A 25,878-nucleotide genomic window follows, 5' to 3' on the forward strand; every position below is an offset into this window, starting at 1 on the left:
TCGACAAGAATGATGCAGGTCATGTGCGACGACAGAACCGACTACCGCCGCCATGCGCGCGGCGGATTGCGACCGGTGCGGGCGCCGGAACGGGGATTCACGCTGATCGAGGTGCTGATCGCGCTGGCCATCGTGGCCGTCGCGCTGGGCGCCGTGATGCGTGCGATCGGCGCGCTCGCGTCGGATACCGACATGGCGCGCATGCGCCTGCTCGCGTTATGGAGCGCCGACAACGCGCTCGGCGAGATCCGCATCGCATCGACCTGGCCGTCCGTCGGCACGAACACGTTCGCGTGCCCGCAGGGGCGCTACCGGTTCGTGTGCCGCCAGTCGGTGGCCGCGCTGCCGAGCCCGCTCGTGCGGCGCGTGACGGTGAGCGTCTATCCGTCCGCGTCGAGCCGCAACGTGCTCGCCGAAGTCGTCACGGTGATCCAGAATGAAGCGCGCCGCTGAACCGCGTGCGGCCGCGCGTGCGCGCGGCTTCACGCTGATCGAGATGCTGGTCGCGATCGCGCTGCTCGCCGTGATCGCGCTGCTGTCGTGGCGCGGCCTCGACGCGACGATCCGCGGCCGCGACGATATCGCGTCGAATCTGGCGCAAACGCGTCTGCTCGGCCGCTACTTCTCCCAGTTGCAATTCGACCTGACGAACCTCGTGACGCCCGACGAAGTGTTCGGGCCGCCGCTGCGCATCCGGCCGAACGAACTCGTGATGGTGCGCCATCTCGGGGTCGGCGGCGGACCGGCACAGATGCAGGTCGTGCGCTATCAGCTGAAGGGGCGCGAGCTCGTGCGCAGCGCGTCGCAGCCGCTCGCGTCGCTGGCCGACGTCGAGGACGCGCTGCAGCACATGGATGCGTTCGCGCGTGTGGTGGTCAGCAACGATGCGCGGACGATGCAGCTTTCCGTGTGGATTCCGCCCGGCGGCTGGACGACGAGCCAGACCGTCGTCGAACAGGCCTATGCGCAGTTTCTCGCGCAGCACGGCATCAGCAATTCGACGTCGATCGGGGTGCCGGTGCCGCGCGGCATCCGCTTCGCGGTCACGATGGGTGCGCCGGCGGTCGAGTACGTCCGGACGATCCCGATCGGCCAGTGACCGCGCGATGCCGTCCGGCGTACGCGGCCCCGCGGGGAAAGCCGTTCCGTCCCCGGGCAAAATGGTCCGTAACTTTCGTCATACGTCTGTTATTGGCCGTCCGTTAGTCTCGTCACGAGCATGACCGCCGCGACCGGTTCCATCGACCGGGTCAGCGGCGGCATCGGCAAACGGGAAGGGGGCGAACGTGACGGTCGAGCACCGGCATGATGCACAGGCGGGCGCGTCGGGACACGACGCGCCCGGGCAATGGCAAGCGGCGGCGATCCTGAGCCGCGCACAACACCGGCACAGCGCCGGACAGTTCGACGACGCGGCGCGCGACTATCTCGCGGTGCTCGCGAAGGCGCCCGATCATCCGCAGGCGCTGCACCTGTACGGCGTGCTGCAGTTCCAGTGCGGCGCGGCCGACCATGCCGAAGCGCTGCTGCGCCAGTCGATCGCGGTCGCGCCGGACGTGCGCGCGCTGTCGGACCTCGGCGCGATCGTCGGCGAGCGCGGCCGCATCGACGAGGCGCTCGGGCATTTCGCGACCGCGCTGCAAGCGGCGCCCGACGACGTGCAGACGCTCGTGCGCCGCGGCAACACGCTGATCGGCCTGCGCCGTTACGACGATGCGCTCGTATCGTTCGACCGCGCGCTGGCGGTGTCGCCGCTCGGGCTCGACGCGTTGTGCAATCGCGGCGGGGCGCTGCGCGCGCTCGGCCGCCTCGACGACGCGCTCGATACCTACGACCGCGCGCTGATGGTCGATCCGCACTCGTTCGAATCGTGGTTCAACCGCGGCCTCGTGCTGCGCGAGATGCGGCGCACGGCCGATGCGCTGCACTGTTTCGATCGCGCGCAAGCGATCCGGCCGGGCATCGCCGCGATCATGGCCGAGCGCGGCCGTACCCTTGCCGAACTCGATCGCCTCAACGAAGCGCTTGCCGCGTTCAACGAGGCGATCGCAGCCGATCCCGCGCGACTCGACGCGCTTTGCGACAGTGCGGCCGTGCTTGAACGGCTTGGCCGCGCGGACGAGGCGCTCGAGCGTTGCGAACGCGTGCTGGCGCGCGATCCGGATCACGTGCGCGCACTCGCGGGCCGCGGCAACGCGTTGCTGCAGCTCGAGCGTCACGACGACGCGCTCGCCAGCTATGAGCGGGCGCTGGCGCTCGAGCCGCGTTCGGCCGACACGCTATGCAATCGCGGCACGGCGCTGCGCGACCTGCAGCGCTTCGACGCGGCGCTCGCCAGCTACGATGCGGCGCTCGCGCTCGACGCGGATTTCGCCGAAGCGTGGACGCACCGCGGCAACGTGCTGCGCGATCTGCACCGCTACGACGACGCGCTCGCGTCGCTCGATCGCGCGCTGGCGCTGCGCGCCGACGTGGCGACGCACTGGCTGGCCCGCGGCAACCTGCTGGCCGACCTGGGGCAGGTGGACGACGCGCTCGCCGCGTACGACCGCGCCATTGCGCTGCAACCCGATTTCGCCGGCGCACATTGCGCGCGCGCATCGCTGCTCCTGATGGAAGGCGACTTCGCGCACGGCTGGCGCGCGTACGAATGGCGGCTGCGCGATGCGCCGTTCGCACGGCATGCACGGCCGTTCGCGCAACCGGTGTGGCGCGGCGACGAGCCGCTCGACGGCAAGACGATCCTGATCCATGCGGAGCCGGGTGTCGACGACACGCTGCAGTTCTGCCGCTACGTGCCGCTCGTCGCGGCACGCGGCGCACGCGTGGTGCTCGAGGTGCCGCCGTCGTTGCGCACGCTGATGGCGTCGCTCGACGGCGCGGCCCACGTGATCGCGCGCGGCGAGCCGCTGCCCGCGTTCGACTGCCAGGTGCCGCTGCCGAGCCTGCCGCATGCATTCCACTCCGAAGCCGGCGCCATTCCGGGCACCGCCGCCTGTCTGCATGCGGACCCGCAGCGCACGCGCCAGTGGGACACGCTGCTCGGCGCACGACGCAGGTTGCGCGTCGGGCTCGCGTGGGCGGGCGAGCCGGCACGCCGGCACGACGCCGGCCGGTCGATCGATTTCGCGCGGCTCGCGCCGCTGTTCGATCTCGACGTCGACTGGATCAGCCTGCAAACGTCCATGAACGAACGCGACGCAGCGCTGCTGGCCGACGCGCCGGTATGCCGCGTCGACGACGAACTCGGCGACTTCGCGGATCTGGGTGCGCTGATCGGTGCGCTGGATCTCGTGATCGCGGCCGATTCCGCGGTCGCGCATCTGGCCGGCGCGCTGGGTGCGCGCGTCTGGGTGCTGCTGCCGGACCCGCCGGCCTGGCGCTGGATGCGGACGCGCGGCGACAGCCCGTGGTATCCGTCCGCGCGGCTGTTTCGCCAGTCCGCGCCCGGCAACTGGGCGGATGCGATCGACGCGGTGCGTGCCGCGCTCGAATCGACGACACGTTAGACACGACACGCACTACGAACAGCGATCAGTGGGGGCCACACGATGACACCGAACGGGGAAGGGACGACCTTGGCGGGCGCGCCGGTCGCGCCGGAGCGCCGTCTACCCGATACCGCGCAGCTCGAACGGCTGCTCGTGCGAGCGCGCAAGGCGCATCACGAGGGCGCGCTGCAGCATGCGGAGAACGCCTACGCCGAACTGCTGGCGCTCGATCCCGAGCATCCGGAGGCGCTGCACCTGCTCGGCGCGGTGCGCTTCCAGCAGGGGCGGCTCGACGATGCCGAGCCGCTGATGCGGCGCTCGGTGGAACGCCAGCCGGTGCCGCTCGCGCTCGCGAACTACTCGGCGGTGCTGGCCGGGCTCGGGCGCGAGCACGATGCGCTTGCGCGGCTCGACGAGGCACTCGCGATCAATCCCGTGCATCAGCGCGTGCTGTTCCAGCGGGCCGGGCTGCTCGCGCAGCTCGCGCGTTATGACGAAGCGCGTGCGGTCTACGATCGGCTGCTCGAACTGACGCCCGGTTTCGCCGACGGCCATGTGAAGCGCAGCGACATGCTGCGCGCGCTCGGCCGCTTCGACGATGCGCTCGCCGACTGCGACCGTGCGATCGCGCTCGCGGGCCGCACGTTCGACGCGATGCGCGGGCGCGGGCTGGCATTACGCGAACTCGGCCGCTTTCGCGACGCGGCGGACAGCTACGGTCACGCGCTCGCGCTGCGGCCGGGCAGCGCCGAAGCGCTGTTCCTGCGCGGCGTCGCGTATCTCGATCTGCACGACCCCGACCACGCGCTGGCGGATTTCAATGCGGCGATCGCGGCGAGCCCCGCGTTCGTCGACGCGATCTTCAACAGCTCGATCGCGCTCGAACAGCTCGGCCGGCACGACGAGGCGCTGATGCGCTGCGACCGTGCGATCGCGATCGATCCGCGCCATGCGCGCGCGCTCGCCAATCGCGGCAATGCGGCGAGCCATCTGGGCCGTTATGCGGACGCGGTCGACAGCTATGCACGCGCGCTCGACGTGGAGCCGCGCAGCACGGGCGTGCTGTGCAACTACGCGAGCGCGCTGATGCGGGTCGACCGTCACGACGACGCGCACGACCTGTGCGATCGCGCGCTGGCGATCGATCCGCACTATGCGCCCGCGTCGTTCACACGGGCGCGGGTCCGGCTCGAAACGCATCGCTACGACGACGCGCTCGACGATTTCACGCGCGTGATTACCGCGACGCCGGGCGACAAGCTCGCGCATTTCCACCGCGGCAACGCGTTGCGCGCATTGCGGCGGCACGAGGACGCGCTGCGCGCGTATGCGGACGCGATCGACATCGATCCGGATTTTGCGCACGCACACTGCATGCGTGCGTTCCTGTGCCTGTCGATCGGCGATTTCGACGCCGGCTGGGTCGAGTACGAATGGCGCTGGCGCGACAGCCAGCTCGACGGCAGCCGGCGCGATTTCGCGCAGCCGCGCTGGACGCACGGGATGCCGCTCGACGGCCGGACGATCCTGCTGTATCCGGAGCAGGGGCTCGGCGACACGCTGCAGTTCTGCCGCTATGTGCCGCTCGTGAAGGCGCTCGGTGCGCGCGTCGTGGTCGAGGCGCCGGTCGAGCTGAAGGCGCTGTTCGCGACGCTCGACGGCGTCGACGTGCTCGTCGCGCGCGGCGATCCGCTGCCGCCGTTCGACCTGCATTGCCCGCTGCTGAGCCTGCCGCTCGAATTCCGCACCGGTCTGGCGTCGATTCCGGCGGGGTCGCCGTACCTGCGGGCCGACCCCGCGCGTGTCGCGCACTGGCATGAGCGTCTGGGCTTCGCCGGCCGGCCGCGGATCGGACTCGTGTGGTCCGGCAACCCGCTGCACGTGAACGACCGCAACCGCTCGATCACGCTCGCGGACCTGGCGCCGCTGCTCGATGACCGCTACGAATGGATCAGCCTGCAGAAGGTGATCCGCGACGAGGATCGGGCGGCGCTCGACGCGAGCGCGATCCGCTTCGTCGGCGACGAACTGACGGACTTCGCGGAAACGGCCGCGCTGGTCGAGGCGCTGGACGCGGTGATCAGCGTCGATACGTCGGTTGCGCACCTGGCCGGCGCGCTCGGCCGGCCGCTCGCGGTGATGCTGCCGCACACGCCCGATTTCCGCTGGCTGCTCGATCGCGACGACAGCCCGTGGTATCCGGGCGCGCGACTGTTTCGCCAGCCGGAGGGCGGCCAATGGGCGCCAGTCGTCGAGCGGATGCGCGATGCGCTGCCGGCGCTGGTGGCGGGGGCGTCGCGATGAGCACGGCGCAGGCACCGGCGTTCGGCGCGGGTGCCGCGCCGCTGCGGGCCGCGATCGACGATGCGCTGCGCCATGCGCGCGCGCGGCTCGAACAGCGCGACTTCGCCGGAGCGGGAAAACTCTACGCCGGGGTGCTGGCGATGATGCCCGATCACGTCGAGGCGCTGCACCTGCTCGGGTTCGTGCATCTTCAGCTCGGGGAACCCGCGCGCGCGGAGCCGCTGATCGCGCGATCGATGCGGTTCGGGCTGAATCAGCCGTGGAATTTCGTGAATCATGCGGCGGCGCTGACCGGTGCGGGCAGGCATCGCGAGGCGCTCAACGCCGCGGCACAGGCACTCGCGCGCGATCCCGGCCATGCGCCGGCGCACGCGGCGCGCGGTGATGCCCTGCATGCGCTCGGCCGGCACGGCGAAGCCGTGGGCGCCTACGATCTCGCGCTGACGCGCGAGCCGGGCCGCGCGGTGTCGTGGGTACGGCGCGGCGAAGCCTTGCGCGCGCTCGGCCGGCCCGCCGATGCGTTGATCAGCATCGAGCGCGCATTGCGGATCGATCCGGACGATCCGGCTGCGCTCGCCGAGCGCGGCCATGCGCTGCGCGCGCTCGGTCGAGGCGACGAGGCGCTGCATTGCTTTCAGCTCGCGATGGTGGTGCGCGGCAAGACCCCCGATCTCGTCTATGCGTGCGGCTATACGCTGATCGAACTGGGGCGGCCGGCCGAAGCGCTCGCGTGCCTCGACGAAGCGCTGGCGCGATTGCGGGACGACGTGCAGTTGCTGTTCGTGAGTTGCGTGGCGCTCGACCTGCTGCATTTGCGCGACGAGTTGTTGAAGCGCTGCGACCGGCTGCTGGCGCGCGACCGCGACAACGTGGGCGCGTGGATCGGCCGCGGCAATGCATTGCTCGGGCTGCGGCGGCATGAGGAAGCGGCGCACGCATATGGCGAAGCCCTTTCGCGCGTACCGGCGGATTTCGATGCGCTGCGCAATCGGGCGGGCGCGCTGCGCGCATTGGGCGCGTGCGACGAAGCGCTCGCGCATTACGATCGTGCGCTCGACGCGTACGGCCCGCACGCGGAAGTGCTGTGCAATCGCGCGATCGCGTTGCAGCTGCTCGGCCGGTACGACGATGCGCTGGCGAGTTACGCCGCCGCGGCCGGTGCGCCGGGACGGACTGCGCAGGAGATCTATACGCGCGCAGTCGCACGCCAGCAGCTCGGCGACTACGCCGCCGCGCTCGCCGATTTCGCGCTGGCCACGGTGCGTGACCCGAATCACGGTATCGCCCGCCGGTCCGAAGCGTTCTGCCGCCTGGCGATGGGCGACTACGCCGCGGGCTGGCGGCAGCACGAATCGCGCTGGGATGCCGCCGACGTGATGCTGCACCGGCGCCATGCCGACCGTCCGCAATGGACCGGCGACGAACCGCTCGCGGGGCGTACGCTGCTGCTGCACGCGGAGCAGGGTTTCGGCGACACGCTGCAGTTCTGCCGCTACGCGAGTCTGGCGCACGATCGCGGTGCGACCGTGCTGATCGACGCACCGGCCGCGCTGGCCGGCCTGCTCGGCGCCTTGCGTGGCGTGAGCCGTGTCGTCGCCGACGGCCAGCCTGCGCCGGCGTTCGATCTCCATTGCCCGATGATGAGCCTGCCGTTCGCATTCCGGACGACGCTCGATACGGTGCCGGCCGACGTGCCGTACCTGCATGCCGACCCGCTGCGGCGTGCCGCGTGGACCGACCGGCTCGATGCGCGCGCGCCGTCGCGACGGCTGCGCGTGGGGCTCGCATGGTCGGGCAACCCGAATCATGCCAACGACGAAAACCGGTCGATGACGTTCGCCGCGCTCGCGCCGCTGGTCGAACTCGACGCGACGTTCGTGAGCCTGCAGGTGGGCGTCCGCGCGCGCGATGCCGATGCATTCGCGGCAAGCGGCGTGCTGTCGTTCGAGGCGGAGCTGACGGATTTCGCGGAAACGGCCGCACTCGTCGACGCGCTGGATCTCGTGATCGCCGTCGATACGTCGGTCGTGCATCTGGCCGGCGCGCTCGGGCGCCCGGTGTGGGTGCTGTTGCCGCGCGTGCCGGACTGGCGCTGGCTGCTCGCGCGCGACGACAGCCCGTGGTATCCGGCCGCGACGCTGTTCCGGCAGGGGCGGCCCGGCGACTGGCCGGCGCTGGTCGAACGCGTGGCGGACGCGCTTGCGGCCCGCATCCGCGCGCATGGCGACACCGCGTGACCGGCCGACTGTGACAAAAGCTACGGACCTTTCATGCGCGGCCGGAATGGTCCGTAGCACCCGCCACGCCGCTGCCATCGCGGCTTCGTATGTTCTTGTGATTCAGTGCCCGGGTTCAGGCCCGGGCGCAACGACCAGACATGGCAACGGATCGACGCCGCTTTCGGCGCGATCGTCGTCCAGCGCAATTTCATAGGATTCGGGGTGAAGAATGGCAGCACGCGCACGCACGGCACGACAACCTGACGCGACGGGTTCGCGCTCGATCCTGAAATCGGAACTGCGGCCGCTGGTGCAGGCCGTGGCGCTGATGCTGCTGGCGGGCGCGTCCGCGCACGTGCAGGCGGCGGGGATCATGAACCTCGGCGCGGCGACGCCGCGCGCATCGGGTGGCGGGGCGGGCGGCGCCGGCGGTGCGCCGGGCATGCCGAATCTCGGCGTGTCGCCGCAGCAGGCGCTGCAGGCGAGCCAGCCGTCGATCCGCAACCTCGGTTACGCCGCGCATGCGATCGCCGCACAGATCGCCGCGCAGCAGAACGCGGCCGCGGCGGCGGCGAAGCTGCCGTCGACCGTGCCGAACGGGCTGGCGCCGGGCGGGCTGCAGGTGGCGGCCGGCGCGACGGCCGATACGAACAATCCCGTGCTGTGGTTCAACGCGAACGCGCCGACGCAGAACGTCGACGCGAACGGGCACGTGAACGTCGACGTCAAGCAGACCGGACAGAACGCGGTGCTGACGTGGGAGACGATGAACGTCGGCCGGCAGACGACGCTGAACTTCGACCAGTCGGCCGGCACGCAGACGAACGGCACGAACAACTGGGCCGTGCTGAACCGGATCAACGATCCGAGCGGGCGGCCGAGCCAGATTCTCGGCAACATCACCGCGCAGGGCGCGGTGTACGTGATCAACCGCAACGGCGTGCTGTTCGGTGCCGGGTCGCAGGTCAACGTGCATTCGCTGGTCGCGTCGTCGCTGAACCTGCTCGACATGAAGAACCAGCTGGTGCCGACGCCCGCGGGCATCGTCGCGAGCAACCAGCAGTTCCTGAGCCTGCCGGCGGGGACGACGGGCGGGCTGGCTTATCCGCAGTCGGGGAGTTCGAGCGGGGTGGCGGGGGCGACGGGCAAGCCGAACGAGGTGCTCGGGCTCGGCAATCAGGTGCTGCAGACCGGCGCGTACCAGCCGCCGGGCGATGTGACCATCGAGCAAGGGGCGTCGATCACGACGCACACCAACGGCACGGCGAGCGACGGCGGCTTTGTGCTGGTCGCCGCACCGAACGTGACGAACGCGGGCAGCATTGCGGCGACGTCGGGGCAGGTCGTGCTGGCGGCGGGCGTAGGGGTGAGCCTGCTGCCGAACTCGGGCAAAACGATCAATCCGCAGGTGTTGCTGCCGGAGCTGAGCGGGCAGATCGTGACCGTCGATCCGGCTACCGGTGCGTCGGTCGACGTCACACCGGCCGGCACGCTGACGAACACCGGTATCGTGCAGGCCGCGCGCGGCAACGTGAACCTGCTCGGCAGCCGTGTTGCGCAGAACGGCGTGGTGGGCGTGACGACGAGCGTGAACACGCCGGGCACGATCACGATTTCGACGGCGGACGAGTATGCGTCGAACAATCCGCTGGGCAATCCGTATCCGGGGCAGGTGCTGAACGGCGTCTTCGACGTGCGCCGCGCCGGCCTGCTGAGCTTCGGCCCGGGATCGGTGACGACCGTGCTGCCCGACAACAATGGCCAGACCGCGACCTCCACGCCGGGCACGACGTTCACGCCGGGCGGCATCGCGATGACGGCCGGCTCCGTGTGGTTCCAGGGCGGCTCGCTGATCGAGGCGCCCGGCTCGAACGTGTCGGTGACGGCCTATGCGCCGTCGGTCGTGACGAACAAGGTGCCGGGCCAGACGGCGGTGCCGGGCCGGATCTACGTGGACGATGGCGCGACGATCGACGTATCGGGGCTGGCGAACGTGCTGGCGCCGATTTCGCAGACGCTCGTGACGGTCGACCGGATCGGCCAGAACGAACTGGCCGATTCGCCGCTGCTGCGCAACAGTTTCCTGTTCGGGCTGAAGGGCGTGGTCGTCGACAGCACGCTGACGGGCACGCGCAGCGACGGCGTGCAGTGGGTCGGCAGCCCGATCCTGAACCTGTCGGGTTACGTGAACCTGATTCCGCGGACCGTCGACCAGTTGCTGACCAACGGCGGCACGATCACGCTGTCCGGCAACGAGGTGATGACCGCGACCGGTTCGTCGATGAACCTGAATGGCGGGTACGTGCATTACAACGGCGGGATGGTCAACACGACGCGGCTCGTCGACGCCAACGGCGCGATCGTGCCGATCGGGCAGGCGAACCCGTACGACCGCTATGTCGGCATCGCCGGGCAGTTCGTCGAGAGCCATCCGCGCTGGGGCGTGACGAAGTCGTGGTTCAACCCGCTGCAGACGGGCGGCACCTACCAGTCCGACTACATCGTCGGCGGCAACGCGGGCACGCTCGACCTGTTCGCATCGCAGGCGCTGGTGCTCGATGGCGACATCAGCGCGCAGGCATTCGGCGGCGCGAAGCAGATGCAGGGCAACAGCCTGCCGTCCGGCGGCACGTTCAACCTGGGAGCCGATCCGAAGCTGGCCGGCAATGCGCTGGCCGGGATGACGTGGAACAGTGCTGCCAACACCGCATCGCTGCCGCTCAATGCGCTCTCGGGGTTGACGATCCTGCAGGACAACGCGCCGCAACTGGGCGCGCTGATGCCGGGTTTCTCGATCGATACGCCGCTCGACAAGAACGCCTCGCAGGCCCTGTCCGGCAACGATCCGAACAATCTGCAGGCAACGCGCGTGGTCCCGGTCGCGGTGCTGAACAACGGCGGGTTCGCGAACCTGAACGTGACCGAGGACAAGAACGCGGGCAAGGGGATCGTGGTGGCGCAGGGCACGCAGTTGAACCTGCAGCCGGGCGGATCGATTTCGCTCAACAGCCCGGCGGCCGGCGCGAACGTGAATGTCGCGGGGCGGCTGTCCGTGCCGTCCGGCTCGATTTCGATCACGAGCGGCGGCAATGTCGTCGTCGGTCCGCAAGGGGTGATCAGCGCGGCCGGCCAATGGGTGAACAACGACGTGCAGGCCGCGCCGGGCACGACGCCCGGCAACAGCCAGTTCATCAACGGCGGCAGCATTTCGCTGTCGGCGATGCAGGGGACGACTTTCGCGAACGGCAATGCCGTGGATGCGACGGGCTCGATCCTGCTGCAACCGGGCAGCGTGCTCGATGTATCGGGCGGCGGCGAAATGCTCGCGAACGGCCAGTTGCTGATGCAGAACGGCGTAGCGGCCGGGCGCGGCGGCAACGTTGCGTTGCAGACCTATGCGATACCTGCAGGCGGCGCCCAATTCGGTCATACGAACGACGGCGGCGCGAACCTGCCGGGCACCCGGCCGACTGCCGGCACGATCGCAATGGGCGGCACGATCCTGAGCGATGGTTTCTCGGGTGGCGGGACGATGACGCTGGGCGCGCTCGGCTTCCGGATCGGTGGCGACCGAGGGGCTGCGGCGCCGTGGGACGTGTATCTGCCCGAGAACTTCTTTGCGCAACAGGGCTTCGGCAAGTATGTGCTGAACGCGTACTACGACGCGACCGTCGCGCCGGGCGCAACGGTTGCGCTCACGCAAAAGAACCTGCTTCCCGACGCACTGGCGCTCCAGCAGGCGGGTACGGGCGCGAACCTGTCCACGGGCGGTCTGACGGCCGTCGGCCAGCTCGATGCATATCACCGGCAACCGGCGGGCCTCGTGCTGACCGGCGGTAGCGCCGTGTCGTGGCTGACGGCGGCCAACGACGGTACGGTGCCGTCGTATCCGGGCGTGACCGGTGCGGTAACGCTGTCGTCCGGCGCATCGATCAACGCGGATGCCGGTGCGGCCATCGTGCTGGCGTCGCCAAAGCAGGTGACCGTGCTCGGCTCGGTGGTCGCGCCGGGCGGGTCGATCGTGTTGAGCGCCGACACCGGCACCACGACCGCTCAGCCGGGCCAATTCAATGTCTTCACGCCGAGCAGCAGCCGGTCCGTCTGGCTCGGTGCCGATGCGACGCTCGACGTATCCGGTGTCGCGCTCGCCAATCCGCTCGCCGCCCCGGTCAAGATCGGCGGAACGGCCGTCGTGCCGAATACCGGCAAGGTTCTGTCGGGCGGGGCGGTGACGCTGTCGAGCGATGCGGGCTATGTGGTGACGCAAGCCGGGTCGAAGATCGACGTGTCGGGCACGTCGGCGAACTTCGATCGTTTGCAGGCGAATGGCACCTATGCGTCGCAGCCCGTGTGGAGCGATGCCGGCTCGATCACGCTGTCGCCTGCGTACGGCCTCTTCGCGGACGGGGCGTTGTTCGGCCGTGGCGGCGCGTCGCAAGCCCGTGGCGGCACGCTGGCGATCCTGCCGCGCGCGAACAACAGCGCACCCGGTGCGACGGCGCTTGTTGTGCAGCAAAGCGGGATGCTCTTGCCCGCGGGGCTTGCCCCGGGCAAGGACTTTTCGACGCCGGTCGACCCGACCACCGGGTTGCCGACCGGCCAACCGACCGGCGTGATCCAGTTTGCCGCCGATCGCCTGAACGATTCGGGAATCGCGAATCTCGTGCTGGGCGATGGCACACCATCCCCGTTCACGGTGCCGCCGATCGCGTTTGCCGGTAACGTGAACCTGACGTTGCCCGAATCCGTGACGCTGAATACCGGCCGGATCGCGGCGATCGGGATGGACCAGCTGTCGACGCTGCTGTCGACACCTGCGAAGCCGGCGGGCGGCAGCTCGGCGCTTGCAGATCTGCTCGCACAGCCGCCGGCGCATGCGTTGGGCACGTCGGTGACGATTGGCGCACCCTATGTCGCACTGGTCGGCCCGATGGCGCCCTCGGCCACGCCCGCCTTCACGCCGGTCGCCACGCGTTCCGATGCGACGCTGAACGTGAATGCGTCGTTCGTCGACCTGCGCAACCAGTTCCAGCTCAACAACGTCGGTCAGGCGAATTTCACCAGCAGCGGCGACATCCGCCTGAGCTCGTCCAATCCGTCGGGCGCCGTGCTGTCGCCGGGCATGCTGTACACGCCCGGCAACGTGACGTTCAACGCGGCGAGCCTGTACCCGGCCACCGGCAGCACGTTCATCGTCGATGCGGTGGGGCCCGTCGATCCGGTGACGGGCAAGCGCATGCCGACCACCGTCTCGTTCGGCACGACCGGCTCGTCCGGCACGCCGCTGTCGGCGGGGGGCACGCTGCTCGTCGATGCAACGAACATCGTCCAGGGCGGTACCGTGCGCGCACCGTCGGGCACGCTGGTATTCGGCGTCGGCGACCCGACGAACAGCGCGACGCAGAAGCAGTTCGGCAACCTGCCGCTCGTCGCGACCGATTCGGTGACGTTCGCGAACGGCAGCGTGACGTCGGTTTCGAACGGCGGGTCGATCATTCCCTACGGCGCGACGATCGACGGTGTTGAATGGCAGTTCAATCCGATCGCCGGCACGACGGCCGCCGATCTGAAGGCGCCGCCCGCGAAGTACATCGGCGTGAACGGCACCAGCGTCGCGCTCAACAAGGGCGCGACGATCGACCTGTCGGGCGGCGGCGACCTGCAGGCGGCCGAATGGGTGCCGGGCACGGGCGGCACGCGCGATGTGCTGTCGCAATACAACCTGAGCTACGCGAGCGGCAAAGGCACGACGGCGGTGCCGGTCAACGCCGGCGCAGGGAACGTCTATGCGATCGTGCCGGGCAAGCAGTCGCCGGTTGCCGCATACGATCCGCTGTTCGCGCAGACCGTGCAGCCGGACGTCGCGAGCAACGGGACGTCGACGACCAGGACCGCGACGCTCGGCGTCGGCCAGGCCGGCTTGAACGACGCGATCGGCAAGGCCGTGTACCTGTCCGGCGTGCCGGGCCTCGCGCCCGGTTACTACACGCTGCTGCCGGGCAAGTACGCGACGCTGCCGGGCGCGTATCGCGTGACCGTGTCGGCGACGGCCGGCAACGTCGTGCCGGGCGCATCGCAGGTGCTGCCGGACGGCACCGTCATGACGGCCGGGTACTTTGCCGATGCCGTGACGGGCGGCCGCAATGCGACGCCGACACTCTTCAATGTGCAGTCGGGCGCGACGTGGCAGCAGTATTCGCAATACACGCTGAAGGGCGCGAACGACTTCTTCGCCGCGCAGGCCGCGAAGCAGGGCAACGTGACGCCGCCGCTGCCGGTGGACGGCGGCCAGCTCGTGCTGGCCGCGACGAAGGCGCTCACGCTCGGGGCGACGTTGAACGCGGCGGCAGGGGCCGGTGGCGCGCCGGCCCAGGTCGACATTGCGTCGCAGGACATCCAGATCACCGGCAACGGCAGCGCGGCATTGTCCGGCTATCTGCAGATCGGCGGCGATGCGCTCGATTCGCTGAATGCCGGCAGCCTGCTGATCGGCGGCACGCGTGCGGCGACGACCAAGGGCGTGACGATCACGCCGATCGCGAACAGCGTGGTGGTATCGAACGACGCAAGCTCGTCGCTGAAGGGGCCCGAGATCCTGCTCGTGACGAAGACCGATTCGAGCGGCACGGATCCGAATGCGGCGAACGGCTTGCGTGTCGATGCGGGCGCGTCGATCGCGGCGGCGGGCGACTACCCGGCGGCGAAGGACCAGCCGATCGCGATTGCCGGCGACGGCGCGCTGCTGCGCGTGTCGAACGGCGCGATGGCGCCGCTCACGCGCACGGGCGGCACCGGCAAGGGGCTGCTGACGGTCGGTGCCGGCGCGACGCTGTCGGGCGGCCAGGCGCTGATGCTCGATTCGTCGGGCAGCCTGAAGGTCGACCCGAGCGCGGTGCTGTCCGCGAAAGCGATCACGGTGGATGGTTCGGCGATCACGTTCACGAATGCGCGCGGCGCTGCCGCGGCAAGCCTGCCGGGCTTCGTGATCGATCAGGCCGGACTTGCGCAGCTCGCCAACGCGGATCTCGTGTCGCTGCGCAGCTATGGCGCGATGGGCTTCGTCGGCGACGTGAACGCGACGTTCGGCAAGAGCATCGACCTGAGCGCGGGCACGTTCACGAGCGACGGCGGGCGTGTGACGCTGAACGGGCAGCAGATCGCGTTCACGAACGAGACGGGCGCGCCCAACGGCACGGTCGTGCCGGGCAGCGGCATGCTGACGGTCAACGCGAAAGAGATCGACTTCGGCACCGGCACGAAGACGTTGAGCGGATTCTCGTCGGCAACCCTGACGGCGACGGGCGGCATCGTCGGGCAAGGCACGGGGACGTTCGATTTCGGTGTGTTGCCGGTGACGCTGAATGCACCCGTGTACCTGGCCGATACGAGTTCTGCGTCGACCGTGAAGACGACCGGTGCGCTGACGCTGAACGGCGCGGCGGGCTCCGCGCTGACGAAGACGCCGGTCGGCGGCGCATGGAAATTCGTCGGCGGCACGCTTGCCGACAACGGCGCGACGATCGCGGCGCCGGCCGGCAACGTGAGCCTTGAGGCGACCACCGGTAACCTGACGATCGGCAACGGCTCGACGGTCAGCGCCGCGGGCGTGTCGAAGCAGTTCTTCGACGTGACGCAGTACGCACCGGCCGGTTCGATCGTCCTGACCGCCGATGCGGGGACGGTCGACCTGCAGCCGGGCGCGACGCTCGATTTCTCGGGCGCGAAAGGCGGCGGCGCGGCGGGCAGCCTGACGCTGTCGGCGCCGAAGCAGGTCGTGAACCTGAACGGCACGATCAAGGGCGGTGCGACGAACGGCTATGCGGGCGGCTCGCTGGCGCTCGACACGGCCGGTGCCGCGGATCTGGATTCACTGGCGAAGACCCTCGCATCGAGCGGCGTGAACCAGTCAATCGACATTCATACCAAGTCGGGCAACCTGACGCTGTCGGCCGGTAATGCGCTGGTCGCGCAGTCAGTATCGCTGACTGCCGACGGCGGCGCGGGCAATGCATCGGATACCGCGAACGGCAACGTGAACGTGCTGGGGAAGATCGATGCGTCGGGCAAGGCCGGCGGGCAGATCAGCCTGTTCGGCAAGAGCGGTGTCGATATCGAGGGTTCGCTGCTGGCGAAGGCAACCAACGCAAGCCAGCGTGGCGGCAAGGTCACGGTCGGCACGAGTGCGACGTTCGATCCGGCCGCGGCCAATCCGTACAACGCGACTTACGGTTACGAGAACGTGTCCGCTGCGCAGTCCGGCTCGATACGGCTCGGCTCGAACGCGTCGATCGACGTGTCCGGCGGGACGCCGGGCGGCACGCTCGACGGCTCCGTCAGCTTCCGTGCGCCGTTGCTGCGGGACGGCACGGTCAACGTCGCCTTCGACGCGCCCGCGCAATCGGGAGCAGGCGTGCGCGGTTCCCGCAAGACCACGGTTGAGGCGTACGCCGTGTGGAGCGCAGCGGATGCGACGACCGGTTCGCAGCATTTCGACGGCCTCATCGATCCGGCCGGCTGGTACGACGGCAGTGGCCATTTGCTTGCGGGCACCTTCACGGTACCCGGCAGCAACCCCGTAACGTACAGCTACGCACCGAGTGGCACGGGGGGCGGAACGCTGACCAACAGCGCGACCGGACAGACGACGGCGGTGACCGAAGACCAGCTGCGCAACGGAGTTTCCGGCAGCGGCTTTACCGGGCTGACAGGCGCGTATTTCGCGCCGGGGACCGCGAACGCCGATCATGTCGCGTTCTATGGCTATCGCGCCAACGGGACCGGAACGTCGCCGGGCACGTTGATGGCGTTTGTTCAGCATGGGCCGGATGGCGTTGCCAGTCAGTTTGCCGGCGCGCCGCTGCAAAAATTCAGCGTCGTGCCGGGTATCGAACTCGACAATCCGGGGAGCGCAGTCAACGGCGGCAATATTTCGGTGTTGTCGAACTGGAATCTTGGTGCGGGCGCGCCGAACAACAGCGGCAGCATCACGCCCGATTTCCGCTATCAGTCGACGATTGCGCCGACGCTGACGTTCCGTGCGGCGAACAACTTCGATGCGTACGCAAGCATTTCGGACGGGTTCTACCAGAGCCAGGTCGCGTCGATTCTGGGTGGGTCGGGGCCGGTTACCCCGACCGGGACCTACGCGGGAGCAAAGCAGACGTTCGACCAGCTTGTGGCAATCAATGACCCGACCCAAGTGACGGTGAATTTTAGGGGCGGCGCCACGGCGAGCCTGACTTCCCTTGATCCAAACGCGGCGCTGAGCGCACCGTTGATGGGGCAAACCGCTGGCTACTATTCGACCTATCTGTCGTATGCAGGCGCATGGCAGGCTGACCTGGCGCGCATCGGCCTCCCGCAGTACGTCGCACAGATTCTGCCGGTCACGCCGTCGGTGACTGCGCCGTTGGTGCCATCTGGTTTCTCGACATACACGAACTATCTGATTGCCTACTGGGGGCCCGATTTATCGGGCCCCAGAGCCGGCACCGCCTATCTGGGTAACGGATACAATCCCGCTACTGCCGCCCGATTCGGCACGCCTGCTGCGCCGACGCCGCCAACAAAGCCAGTGGCAAACGCGTCGGTTGCCGAGCAAGCTGCCTATTTGGCTGATTACGCCAACTACGTGCTTGTCTATTCTGGTTACCTTAATACTCTCACGAGTATCAAGAGCGTTATCGGAGCGACGAGAGGCGCCTACAACATGTTCTACGCGCCTGTTTCACCAGGCGCGGTGCCGGACACTGGCGTTGTGAACATCGGTCCACTACCAGGCAACACGGTCGCGAACGTGCCGAGTGCAAACAACCCGCTGCCGGTTGCCTTCGCGACGCTGCTCGGTGGTGAAAGCTCGACATACCGCATCGTGTCGGGTGCAGACACGCAGAGCGCGAACCCGCTCGCGTTGCAGCCGGTTTCGACGTTCGTCAATGCTGGAGCGGGCTCCGACGGTACCGGCAACGTGATGTTGAGCGGGCATACCAGCTATGTCGGCAGCAACGGGTTGACACTCGTCGAACCGGTAACGATCCGTACCGGCACGGGATCGATCGACGTGGCGGCCGGCAACGATGTGTCCTTGTTCGATACGAGCAAGACGGCTGATGCGTCAACCTTGATCATTCCCGGCGTGATCTATACGGCCGGCGCGCCTGCCGCAGGGGCGCCATCGGTGGGTACGTCGACTGCGATTGCCCATGCCAGTGTCGGCGGTTTGCAGGACATTCTGGTGACACCCGCAGTGAATCCCGATTCGGCCGGTGATATCACGATTCATGCCCAAGGGAACATCGAGGGCATGCAGAACGTGATCGACACGACCGGAGCGGTAACTGGCGGGGCTGGCAACAGCATCAGCCAGTACTGGTGGCAGTGGATGCAGATCACCGGAGCGAAAACCGCGGATAGCAATTTCGTCCTTGCTCCGTTGCGCCGAACCTCGATCGATTTCGGTGCATTTGACCAAGGCGTCATGAGCGTTGGCGGTAACGTATCGATCAGCGCGGGTGGCAATATTTCGGATCTGGCCGTGTCGCTGCCGACCACGTGGTACCTGAACGGAAGCGGCAAGCCCGTCACCGTAGGCGGCGGAAATCTGACGGTACACGCTGGCGGCGACATTCTGAGCGGCGATTACTTCGTCGCGAAGGGAACAGGGACGATCTCGGCTGGCGGAAGCATCGGGTCAGACATTTCCGGAACGTCATGGACGGTCGGGCGATCACCCATCGCGGTGTCGACCGTGCTTGCGACTCAGGACGGGACATTCGATGTTGCCGCGCGCCAGGGTGTGAATGTCGGGGCGGTACTGAATCCGTCTTATTCGAGCAGCTTCACGTCGAGCGCGGGGCAGCCGACTGGCGTCGTCAATCTTTCCAGCTACGGTCAATATCCTGACAACCAGGGCTTTTCATCTGCTTCGGCAGTCAATGTGCTTTCGACGACCGGCGACGTTCGCCTGGGTACGCTTGGCGGCATGTTGACCGGCGCGAATGGCGTACTGCCGGCCAGTGTGAATCTGACTGCATTCGACGGATCGATCGTGATTCAATCGGGCGGCGCGCTTTTTCCGTCGGCGGTGGGTCAACTGAATCTGGTCGCGAACCAGTCGGTATATCTGTCCAACGTATCGGCCGGGCTCGCCAACGTCGCATTGCCCAATACATTCGGTCTGTCCGACGCCGATCCGTCGCAGACGCCTTCGCCGACGAATCCGTCAGTGAAGCCAAATATCCCGTTGTTGACGAATACGACACTTGCCGCACATGCACCGAACGCGCTTCACGATGCCGACGTGCAACCTGCGCGCTTTTACAGTCTGAACGGCAGCATCGTCAACGGCACAGTCGACTCTCCTGGCTATAGTGACGACTTCTACAGGAATCTTGTCACGTTGTCGGTGGACAAGCCGGCACTCGTGCAGGCTGGACAGGACATCGTGAACCTCGCGTTCTGGGGGCAAAACCTGCGCAGCTCGGATGCGACGCGCATCGTGGCCGGCCGTGACATCTACGACACACCGATTCCTCCCAACGGCGGCGCTGTTCCGGTGCTGGCGATCGGCGGACCAGGCTGGTTCGATGTTCAGGCGGGACGCAACATCGGCCCGTTGACGAGTCAAGCCGAGTTGTATAACCAGAAAGCCGACACGGGTGGAATCGCGCACGTTTTCACGGGTATCGATGCAGTCGGAAACGCGAACAATCCGAACCTGCCGCACGAGAGCGCGAACGTCAACGTGCTGTTCGGCGTGGGCGCCGGCGTCGATCTTCCCGGCTTCGTCTCGACCTATATCGCGCCGGGCAGCTCGGTTGCTGGGGTGCCGAGTGCAACGCCAGCGCTGATTGCATTCATCGAGCAGTACGACGCGGGGCTTGGCGTCGATACGGGCCTGCAGGCAGACAAGGATGCGGCGCTGGCGAAGGTTGGCAGGTTGACCGCCGACGAAGCGTGGAAGCAATTCCAGGCGTTGCCGTCGTACGTGCAGCAACGCTTCGCGGAGCAGGTGTTGTTTGGCGTGCTCGCGCAAGTCGGTGCGGACTTCAACGATCCATCGAGTCCGTATAGCGGGCAGTACGCGAGAGGCTATCAAGCGATCAACAAGCTGTTCCCGGCCTCGTTCGGCTATACGGCCAACAATCTGGGCGGCGGGTCGAACGGTGCAAACAAGCAGGTCAGCACCGGCAATCTGGACATCCGGAGCACGACGATCCAGACGCAGCAAGGCGGCGATGTGACCATCCTCGGGCCGGGCGGACAGGCGCTCGTCGGTAGCACGACGGCGCCGCCGCAGATCGTCGACAGCACCGGGAACGTGGTTGCGGGCCCCGGCACGATGGGGATCCTGACGCTCGAGAAGGGGAACGTCGACATCTTCACGGACCAGAGTGTGCTGCTCGCGCAGAGCCGGATCTTCACCGAGCAGGGCGGCAACATGACGATCTGGAGTTCGAACGGGGACATCAACGCGGGCAAGGGCGCGAAGACGTCGGCGGACACGCCGGCGCCGCAGTATGTCTGTGACGCGAACCATTACTGCACGGTTGATGCGCGCGGGCAGGTGACGGGTGCGGGTATCGCGACGCTGCAGAGCATACCGGGTGCGCCGAAAGGCACGGTGAACCTGATCGCGCCGCGAGGGACCGTCGATGCGGGCGACGCCGGCATTCGTGCGGGCAACCTGAACGTTGCGGCGTTGCGTGTGGTGAACGCGGACAACATCCAGGTGACGGGCAAGGCAACCGGGATTCCGCTCGTGCAGGCCGTGAACACGGGGGCGCTGACGGCGGCGAGTTCGGCGGCATCGGCGGCGAGCCAGGTCGCGCAGGACATCGCGAAGAACAACGCATCGGGCGTCGCGCCGCGTCGCTGGACGATCAGCGTGCAGGTCGAGGGTTTCGGGGACAACGGCCCGGATGGCGGATCGAAGCGGCGCAAATCGGAACAGGTCGGCTACGACTCGTCGAATTCGGTTTCGCTGCTGGGATTCGGGGCGGCGGGGGCGACGCAGAAGACGTTGCTCAGCAAGGAGGAGTTAGGGAAATTGGGCCGGTTCTGAGATCAAGCGGTACGTAGGGCAAGCAGAAGATAGACCACCCTGATCGCTTGAGGTGGTCTATCCGACAACGCCTGGATGGAGGGGGGTCTTTACCGGCCGGAATACAGGCCCCCCGACGAGCCACAGACTTCCGGGTTGCCAATATCCATGTAGTTTCCGCTTGTGTTGCTCAGGATGCTTGCAACGATGGCACTCCGGAAGCTTGATGGTACGGTATCGAAGCCGTTGCCATGAATGACCGACGCGTAGCTGGCGTTCGTGTAGTGGTTGTTCAGGAAATCGTGAACGGCCGTCGTTGTCGCTGCGCTGGTGTAGCACTGGCTCAGGAGGATCTGGCTCGTACCGGATATCGGATAGCCGGAAAGCGGGTTGGCAAGGGCTTTGTAGGCGTTGCCGGAAACAGGGGCCCACAACGTGGGATCCTGGCCAGTGGCTCCTTGCGGTGGGGAGAATGTGCCGAGCGCTTTCGTCGCGTTTGCATACGTCGGTGCGTAGTAGATTTTGTCCGCCGAGTTGTACAGGCTGGCGACCGGAAGCTGCAGCGCACCCGACGACGTTACGACCGAACTGGATGGTGCCAAATACGTGTTCGCATAGGCCGGGCTCAAATAAGCGACGGCCGCGGTGCCCATCGACCACAGCGATGCAAGTGACGCACGAATACCACCATCGCCTGACGCTGCGATGAAGTTGGATGGCATGCCTGTGGGGAAGGCCGTCACATTTGCGAACGTCAGGGAATCGACAAACGTGACGCCGATGTTGTTCGTGTTTGCCCTCGTGCAAACGGCAGCCAGGTGGCGGGTCAGCAGTTCGGTCGTGCCGCTGCCGTCCTGGCGATAGACGACCTTGATCGGCGTGGGGGTCGTCGTGTAGGGCACGCCGGTTTCCGGGTTGATCACTTGTCTCCAGTCGGTGATCCAGCCCGAGAAGATGCCGCACAGGTCGTTGTCGTTCAGTGCAATGCTGTGCGCTTGCCCCGGCGTTGTTTGCGGCGTGATCGAGCTCGTCACGGCGGGGCCGCGGACGACCGGCACCGCGATAGCCGTCACGACGTACGGGATCTGGATCAGCGGGCCGTCGGTGGTGCCGCGACCCGTGTCGTTGTATGCCGTGACCTGAGCAGTCGTGAGTGCGGCGTCGCTATTCGCGAAATGAACTGCGCCCGTAACACCCGTGCCGAAGAATGTCGGCTGGTTGCTCAGGAACGCGTTCTGGCCAGCACCCGAGCCGACCGAATAGTACGTGAACGTGCCTTCGGACGTGCCGAACAAGCCGGTTTCAGTCGCTGCGTTCGCGGTGCTGCCGAGCAACGGCGCGACGAGCGACGAACCACCGCCCTGAATGACCGGGCCCGCAGCGAATGCGTGTTCTGCGCTCATGCCCGAAATGACGAGAGCCAGCGCCTGACAGATTTTTCGTCGGATGAAATTCATGGAGGGCTTTCACGATGCCGACGGATGTTCGCGCACCTTTCGGGGCATGACGTACGTGAGGTTCCAGCGTGACGGTGTCGCGCATGGTCGGCGTGTTGAATAAAAAAAACCGTCTCGATTACTCGAGACGGTTCATCGGGACGTTGATTCAGGAGCGATTCAGCTTACCGGCCGGCATAGCCGCCAGCACCACAGACGGCCGAATCGTTGATGTCGAGGTAGTTGTTGCTCGAGTTGCTCAGGAAGTTCGACGAAATCGCGGTCTGGAATCCCGACGGCACGGTGTCGAAGCCGTTGCCATGGACGACCGACGCGTAGCTGGCGTTCGTGAAGTGGTTGTTCAGGAAGTCATGAACAGCCGTACCCGCCGCAGCGTTGGAATAGCACTGGCTCAGGATGATCTGGCTCGTGCCCGAGACCGGATAGCCGGAAGCGGGGTTGGCCAGGGCAGCATACGCCGAACCGGAAACCGGAACCCACTGGGTCGGATCGCCAGCAGCATTGCCCGACGGAGCGGTAATCGTACCGATCGCCGTCGTCGCGTTCGCATACGTCGGTGCGTAGTAGGCTTTGGCCGTCGTGTTGTACAGGCTGGCGATCGGGAGTTGCAGCGCGCCCGACGACGTCACGACCGAGCTTTGCGACGCGAGGAACGTGTTCGTGTAGTCCGGGCTCAGGTACGCGACAGCGGCCGTACCCGCCGCCGACAGCGCTGCGAGCGAACCGCGCACGCCGCCGCTACCCGATGCGCCGACGAAGTTCGACGGCACGCCGGACGGGAAGGCGCTCGTGTTCGCGAACGTCAGCGAATCGATGAACGTCACGCCGGCCTTGGTGTTGGCCGTCGTACAGACAGCAGCCAGGTGGCGCGTCAGCAGTTCGGACGTGCCGCTGCTGTCCGAGCGGTAGACAACCTTGATCGGCGAGCTGGTCGTCGTGTAGGCCGAACCCGTTTCCGGATTGATCACCTGGTTCCAGTCGGTGAACTTGCCCGAGAAGATGCCGCACAGATCGTTGTCGTTCAGCGCGATGCTGTGTGCCTGACCCGGCGTCGTTTGCGGCGTGACCGAGCTCGACACGGCCGGCGCGTTGACGACCGGCACCGTGATGGCCGTCACGATGTACGGGATCTGGATCAGCGGACCGTTCGTGGTGCCGAGGCCCGTGTTGTTGTACGCCGTGACTTGAGCGGTCGTCAGCGCGGCATCGCTGTTGGCGAAGTGAACCGTGCCCGAGACACCCGAGCCGAAGAACGTCGGCTGGTTGTTCAGGAATGCGTTCTGACCGGCGCCCGAGCCGACCGAGAAGTACGTGAACGTGCCTTCGGACGTGCCGAACAGGCCGATTTCGCTGGCGGGGTTGCTGACCGAGCCGATCGTCGGAGCGACGAGCGACGAACCGCCACCTTGAATCACCGGGCCTGCGGCCATCGCGAGGGATGCGCCCATGCCCGAAACGACGAGAGCGAGGACTTGACAGATCTTGCGCTTGCTGGATTTCATGAGAAATTTCCTTGGACGAAGATAAACGGGAAGCCTGCTGCTGCGGTTTGAATACCGTGTTGACCGCCGGGTAAATGTAGGGGGAAATCCGTATGACGCGTGTGAATTTTTAATAACGAAAGGTACGGAACATTTTTGGCGATATTGCCGGTGCGTTATCGGGGTGGGCGGAGCAACGATTTACCGTCGATTGGCGCGATGGACGGTTCCCGGATGTCGGGAAGACGAGGGTGTGCCTCGGCAGGGCCTTGCTTTACGGATCTGAAGTTGCGCGGATTGTCACTATCGCAACTCCAAGTCAGTTTCGTGGCGAATGCTACGGAACATTTCCTCCGCGTGTGAATGAGGTATCCGGTCAGGATGTTTATGGAATTGAGCGCATCGAGTCATTAAATGCCATTCGATTCGTGGCGGCTGAATGAATGGTGATTAATTTTAGGCATTGATAAAAATGAAATCGTTTTTCCCCTATAAAAAAACGACCAAAGGTAATAAGGCCCGCCGGAGCCCTAAAAGGTAGCCCAACATCCGTCACAAAATTGCGCCGGTTCGCTCCGTAGTCTTCCCCGGCGACTCCGTCGGCCACATTGCACGATGTCGCCGAAAAAACCCGCACGCGTGACACGAGGGTACTGACATGTCGGCATTCCGCTACGAAGCGATCGATCCCACCGGCCGCACGCTGAAAGGCGTGCTCGAAGCCGACAGCGCACGCGCAGGCCGCAGCCATCTGCGTACGCAGGGCCTTACGCCGCTCGTCGTCGAACTGGCCGCACAACGCCTGCACGGCCAACGTCATCAACGGCTGTCGCTCGGTCGCAAGCTGTCGCAGCGCGAGCAGGCGATCATCACGCGCCAGCTCGCGAGCCTGCTGGTCGCGGGGCTGCCGCTCGACGAAGCGCTGTCGGTGCTGAGCGAGCAGGCCGAGCGCGAATACGTGCGCGAGCTGATGGCGTCGATCCGTGCGGAAATCGTCGGCGGCCATTCGTTCGCGAATGCGCTCGGCCAGCATCCGCGCGATTTTCCGGAGATCTACCGCGCGCTCGTCGCGGCCGGCGAGCACACGGGCAAGCTCGGCATCGTGCTGTCGCGTCTCGCGGACTACATCGAGCAGAGCAACGCACTGAAACAGAAGATCCTGCTTGCATTCACCTACCCGGGCATCGTCACGCTGATCGCGTTCGGCATCGTCACGTTCCTGTTGAGCTACGTGGTGCCGCAGGTGGCCAACGTGTTCACCAGCACGAAGCAGCAGTTGCCGACGCTGACGGTCGTCATGCTGGCGTTGTCCGATTTCGTGCGGCACTGGTGGTGGGCGTCGCTCGCGGCGACAGTCGCGATCGTCTTCGCCATCCGCAAGGTGCTGGCGCAGGACGGGCCGCGGCTCAGGTTTGACCGCTGGCTGCTGACCGCGCCGCTCGCCGGCAAGCTTGTGCGGGGCTACAACACGGTGCGCTTCGCGAGCACGCTCGGCATTCTCACTGCGGCGGGCGTACCGATCCTGCGTGCGTTGCAGGCGGCCGGCGAAACCCTGTCGAACCGTGCGATGAGCGCGAACGTCGACGATGCGATCGTGCGTGTGCGCGAAGGCTCGGCATTGTCACGCGCGCTGGCCCATACGAAGACGTTCCCGCCCGTGCTCGTGCACCTGATCCGTTCGGGCGAGGCGACGGGTGACGTGACGACGATGCTCGATCGCGCATCCGAAGGCGAATCGCGCGAGCTGGAGCGCCGCACGATGTTCATGACGAGCCTGCTCGAACCGTTGCTGATCCTCGCGATGGGCGGCGTGGTGCTCGTGATCGTGCTCGCGGTGATGATGCCGATCATCGAGTTGAACAACATGGTGCAGTGAGGCGCGTT

The 25,878-nt window shown here is 66.9% G+C and carries 9 protein-coding genes; 7 read left to right on the top strand and 2 right to left on the bottom strand.

Annotated features, from left to right (window positions below; all coding sequences use genetic code 11):
* Nucleotides 1–21: 21 nt before the first annotated feature.
* From gspI to ACWMMN_RS22170, 6 genes are all read left to right on the top strand, one after another.
* Nucleotides 22–453 carry a type II secretion system minor pseudopilin GspI gene (gspI, locus tag ACWMMN_RS22145; RefSeq protein WP_059240958.1) on the top strand — a complete coding sequence of 144 codons (432 nt, stop codon included), beginning with the start codon at nt 22–24 and terminating at the stop codon, nt 451–453.
* Nucleotides 437–1,099, top strand: a complete 663-nt coding sequence (locus ACWMMN_RS22150) for a PulJ/GspJ family protein (protein WP_059240035.1) — start codon at nt 437–439, stop codon at nt 1,097–1,099. Before gspI ends, ACWMMN_RS22150 begins: the two co-directional genes overlap by 17 nt.
* Before the next feature lie 187 nt (nt 1,100–1,286).
* Nucleotides 1,287–3,509: a tetratricopeptide repeat protein gene (locus ACWMMN_RS22155; protein WP_486423952.1), complete on the top strand. Its 2,223-nt coding sequence runs from the start codon at nt 1,287–1,289 to the stop codon at nt 3,507–3,509.
* A 42-nt stretch (nt 3,510–3,551) separates the two neighbouring features.
* Complete coding sequence (locus ACWMMN_RS22160) at nt 3,552–5,795, top strand: tetratricopeptide repeat protein (protein WP_256086178.1); 2,244 nt, start codon at nt 3,552–3,554, stop codon at nt 5,793–5,795.
* Complete coding sequence (locus tag ACWMMN_RS22165) at nt 5,792–8,032, top strand: tetratricopeptide repeat protein (protein WP_486423953.1); 2,241 nt, start codon at nt 5,792–5,794, stop codon at nt 8,030–8,032. Before ACWMMN_RS22160 ends, ACWMMN_RS22165 begins: the two co-directional genes overlap by 4 nt.
* 310 nt (nt 8,033–8,342) lie before the next feature.
* Entirely contained in the window at nt 8,343–21,077 is a 12,735-nt protein-coding gene (locus ACWMMN_RS22170; protein WP_486424088.1) for a filamentous haemagglutinin family protein, read from the top strand.
* Nucleotides 21,078–21,166: 89 nt separating this feature from the next.
* Here the strand turns inward: ACWMMN_RS22170 and ACWMMN_RS22175 are convergent, their stop codons facing one another.
* Nucleotides 21,167–22,513 carry a substrate-binding domain-containing protein gene (locus ACWMMN_RS22175; RefSeq protein ID WP_486423954.1) on the bottom strand — a complete coding sequence of 449 codons (1,347 nt, stop codon included), beginning with the start codon at nt 22,511–22,513 and terminating at the stop codon, nt 21,167–21,169.
* A gap of 164 nt (nt 22,514–22,677) precedes the next feature.
* Nucleotides 22,678–24,015 (bottom strand): substrate-binding domain-containing protein, encoded by a 1,338-nt coding sequence (locus tag ACWMMN_RS22180; RefSeq protein ID WP_059240046.1) that lies wholly within the window; start codon nt 24,013–24,015, stop codon nt 22,678–22,680.
* A gap of 637 nt (nt 24,016–24,652) precedes the next feature.
* Here ACWMMN_RS22180 and gspF point away from each other — a divergent pair.
* A complete protein-coding gene (gene gspF / locus ACWMMN_RS22185; protein ID WP_174991298.1) occupies nt 24,653–25,870 on the top strand; it encodes a type II secretion system inner membrane protein GspF in 1,218 nt (405 codons plus the stop codon).
* Nucleotides 25,871–25,878: the final 8 nt, after the last annotated feature.

The sequence above is a fragment of the Burkholderia cepacia complex sp. TUM26381 genome (genome assembly GCF_057439935.1).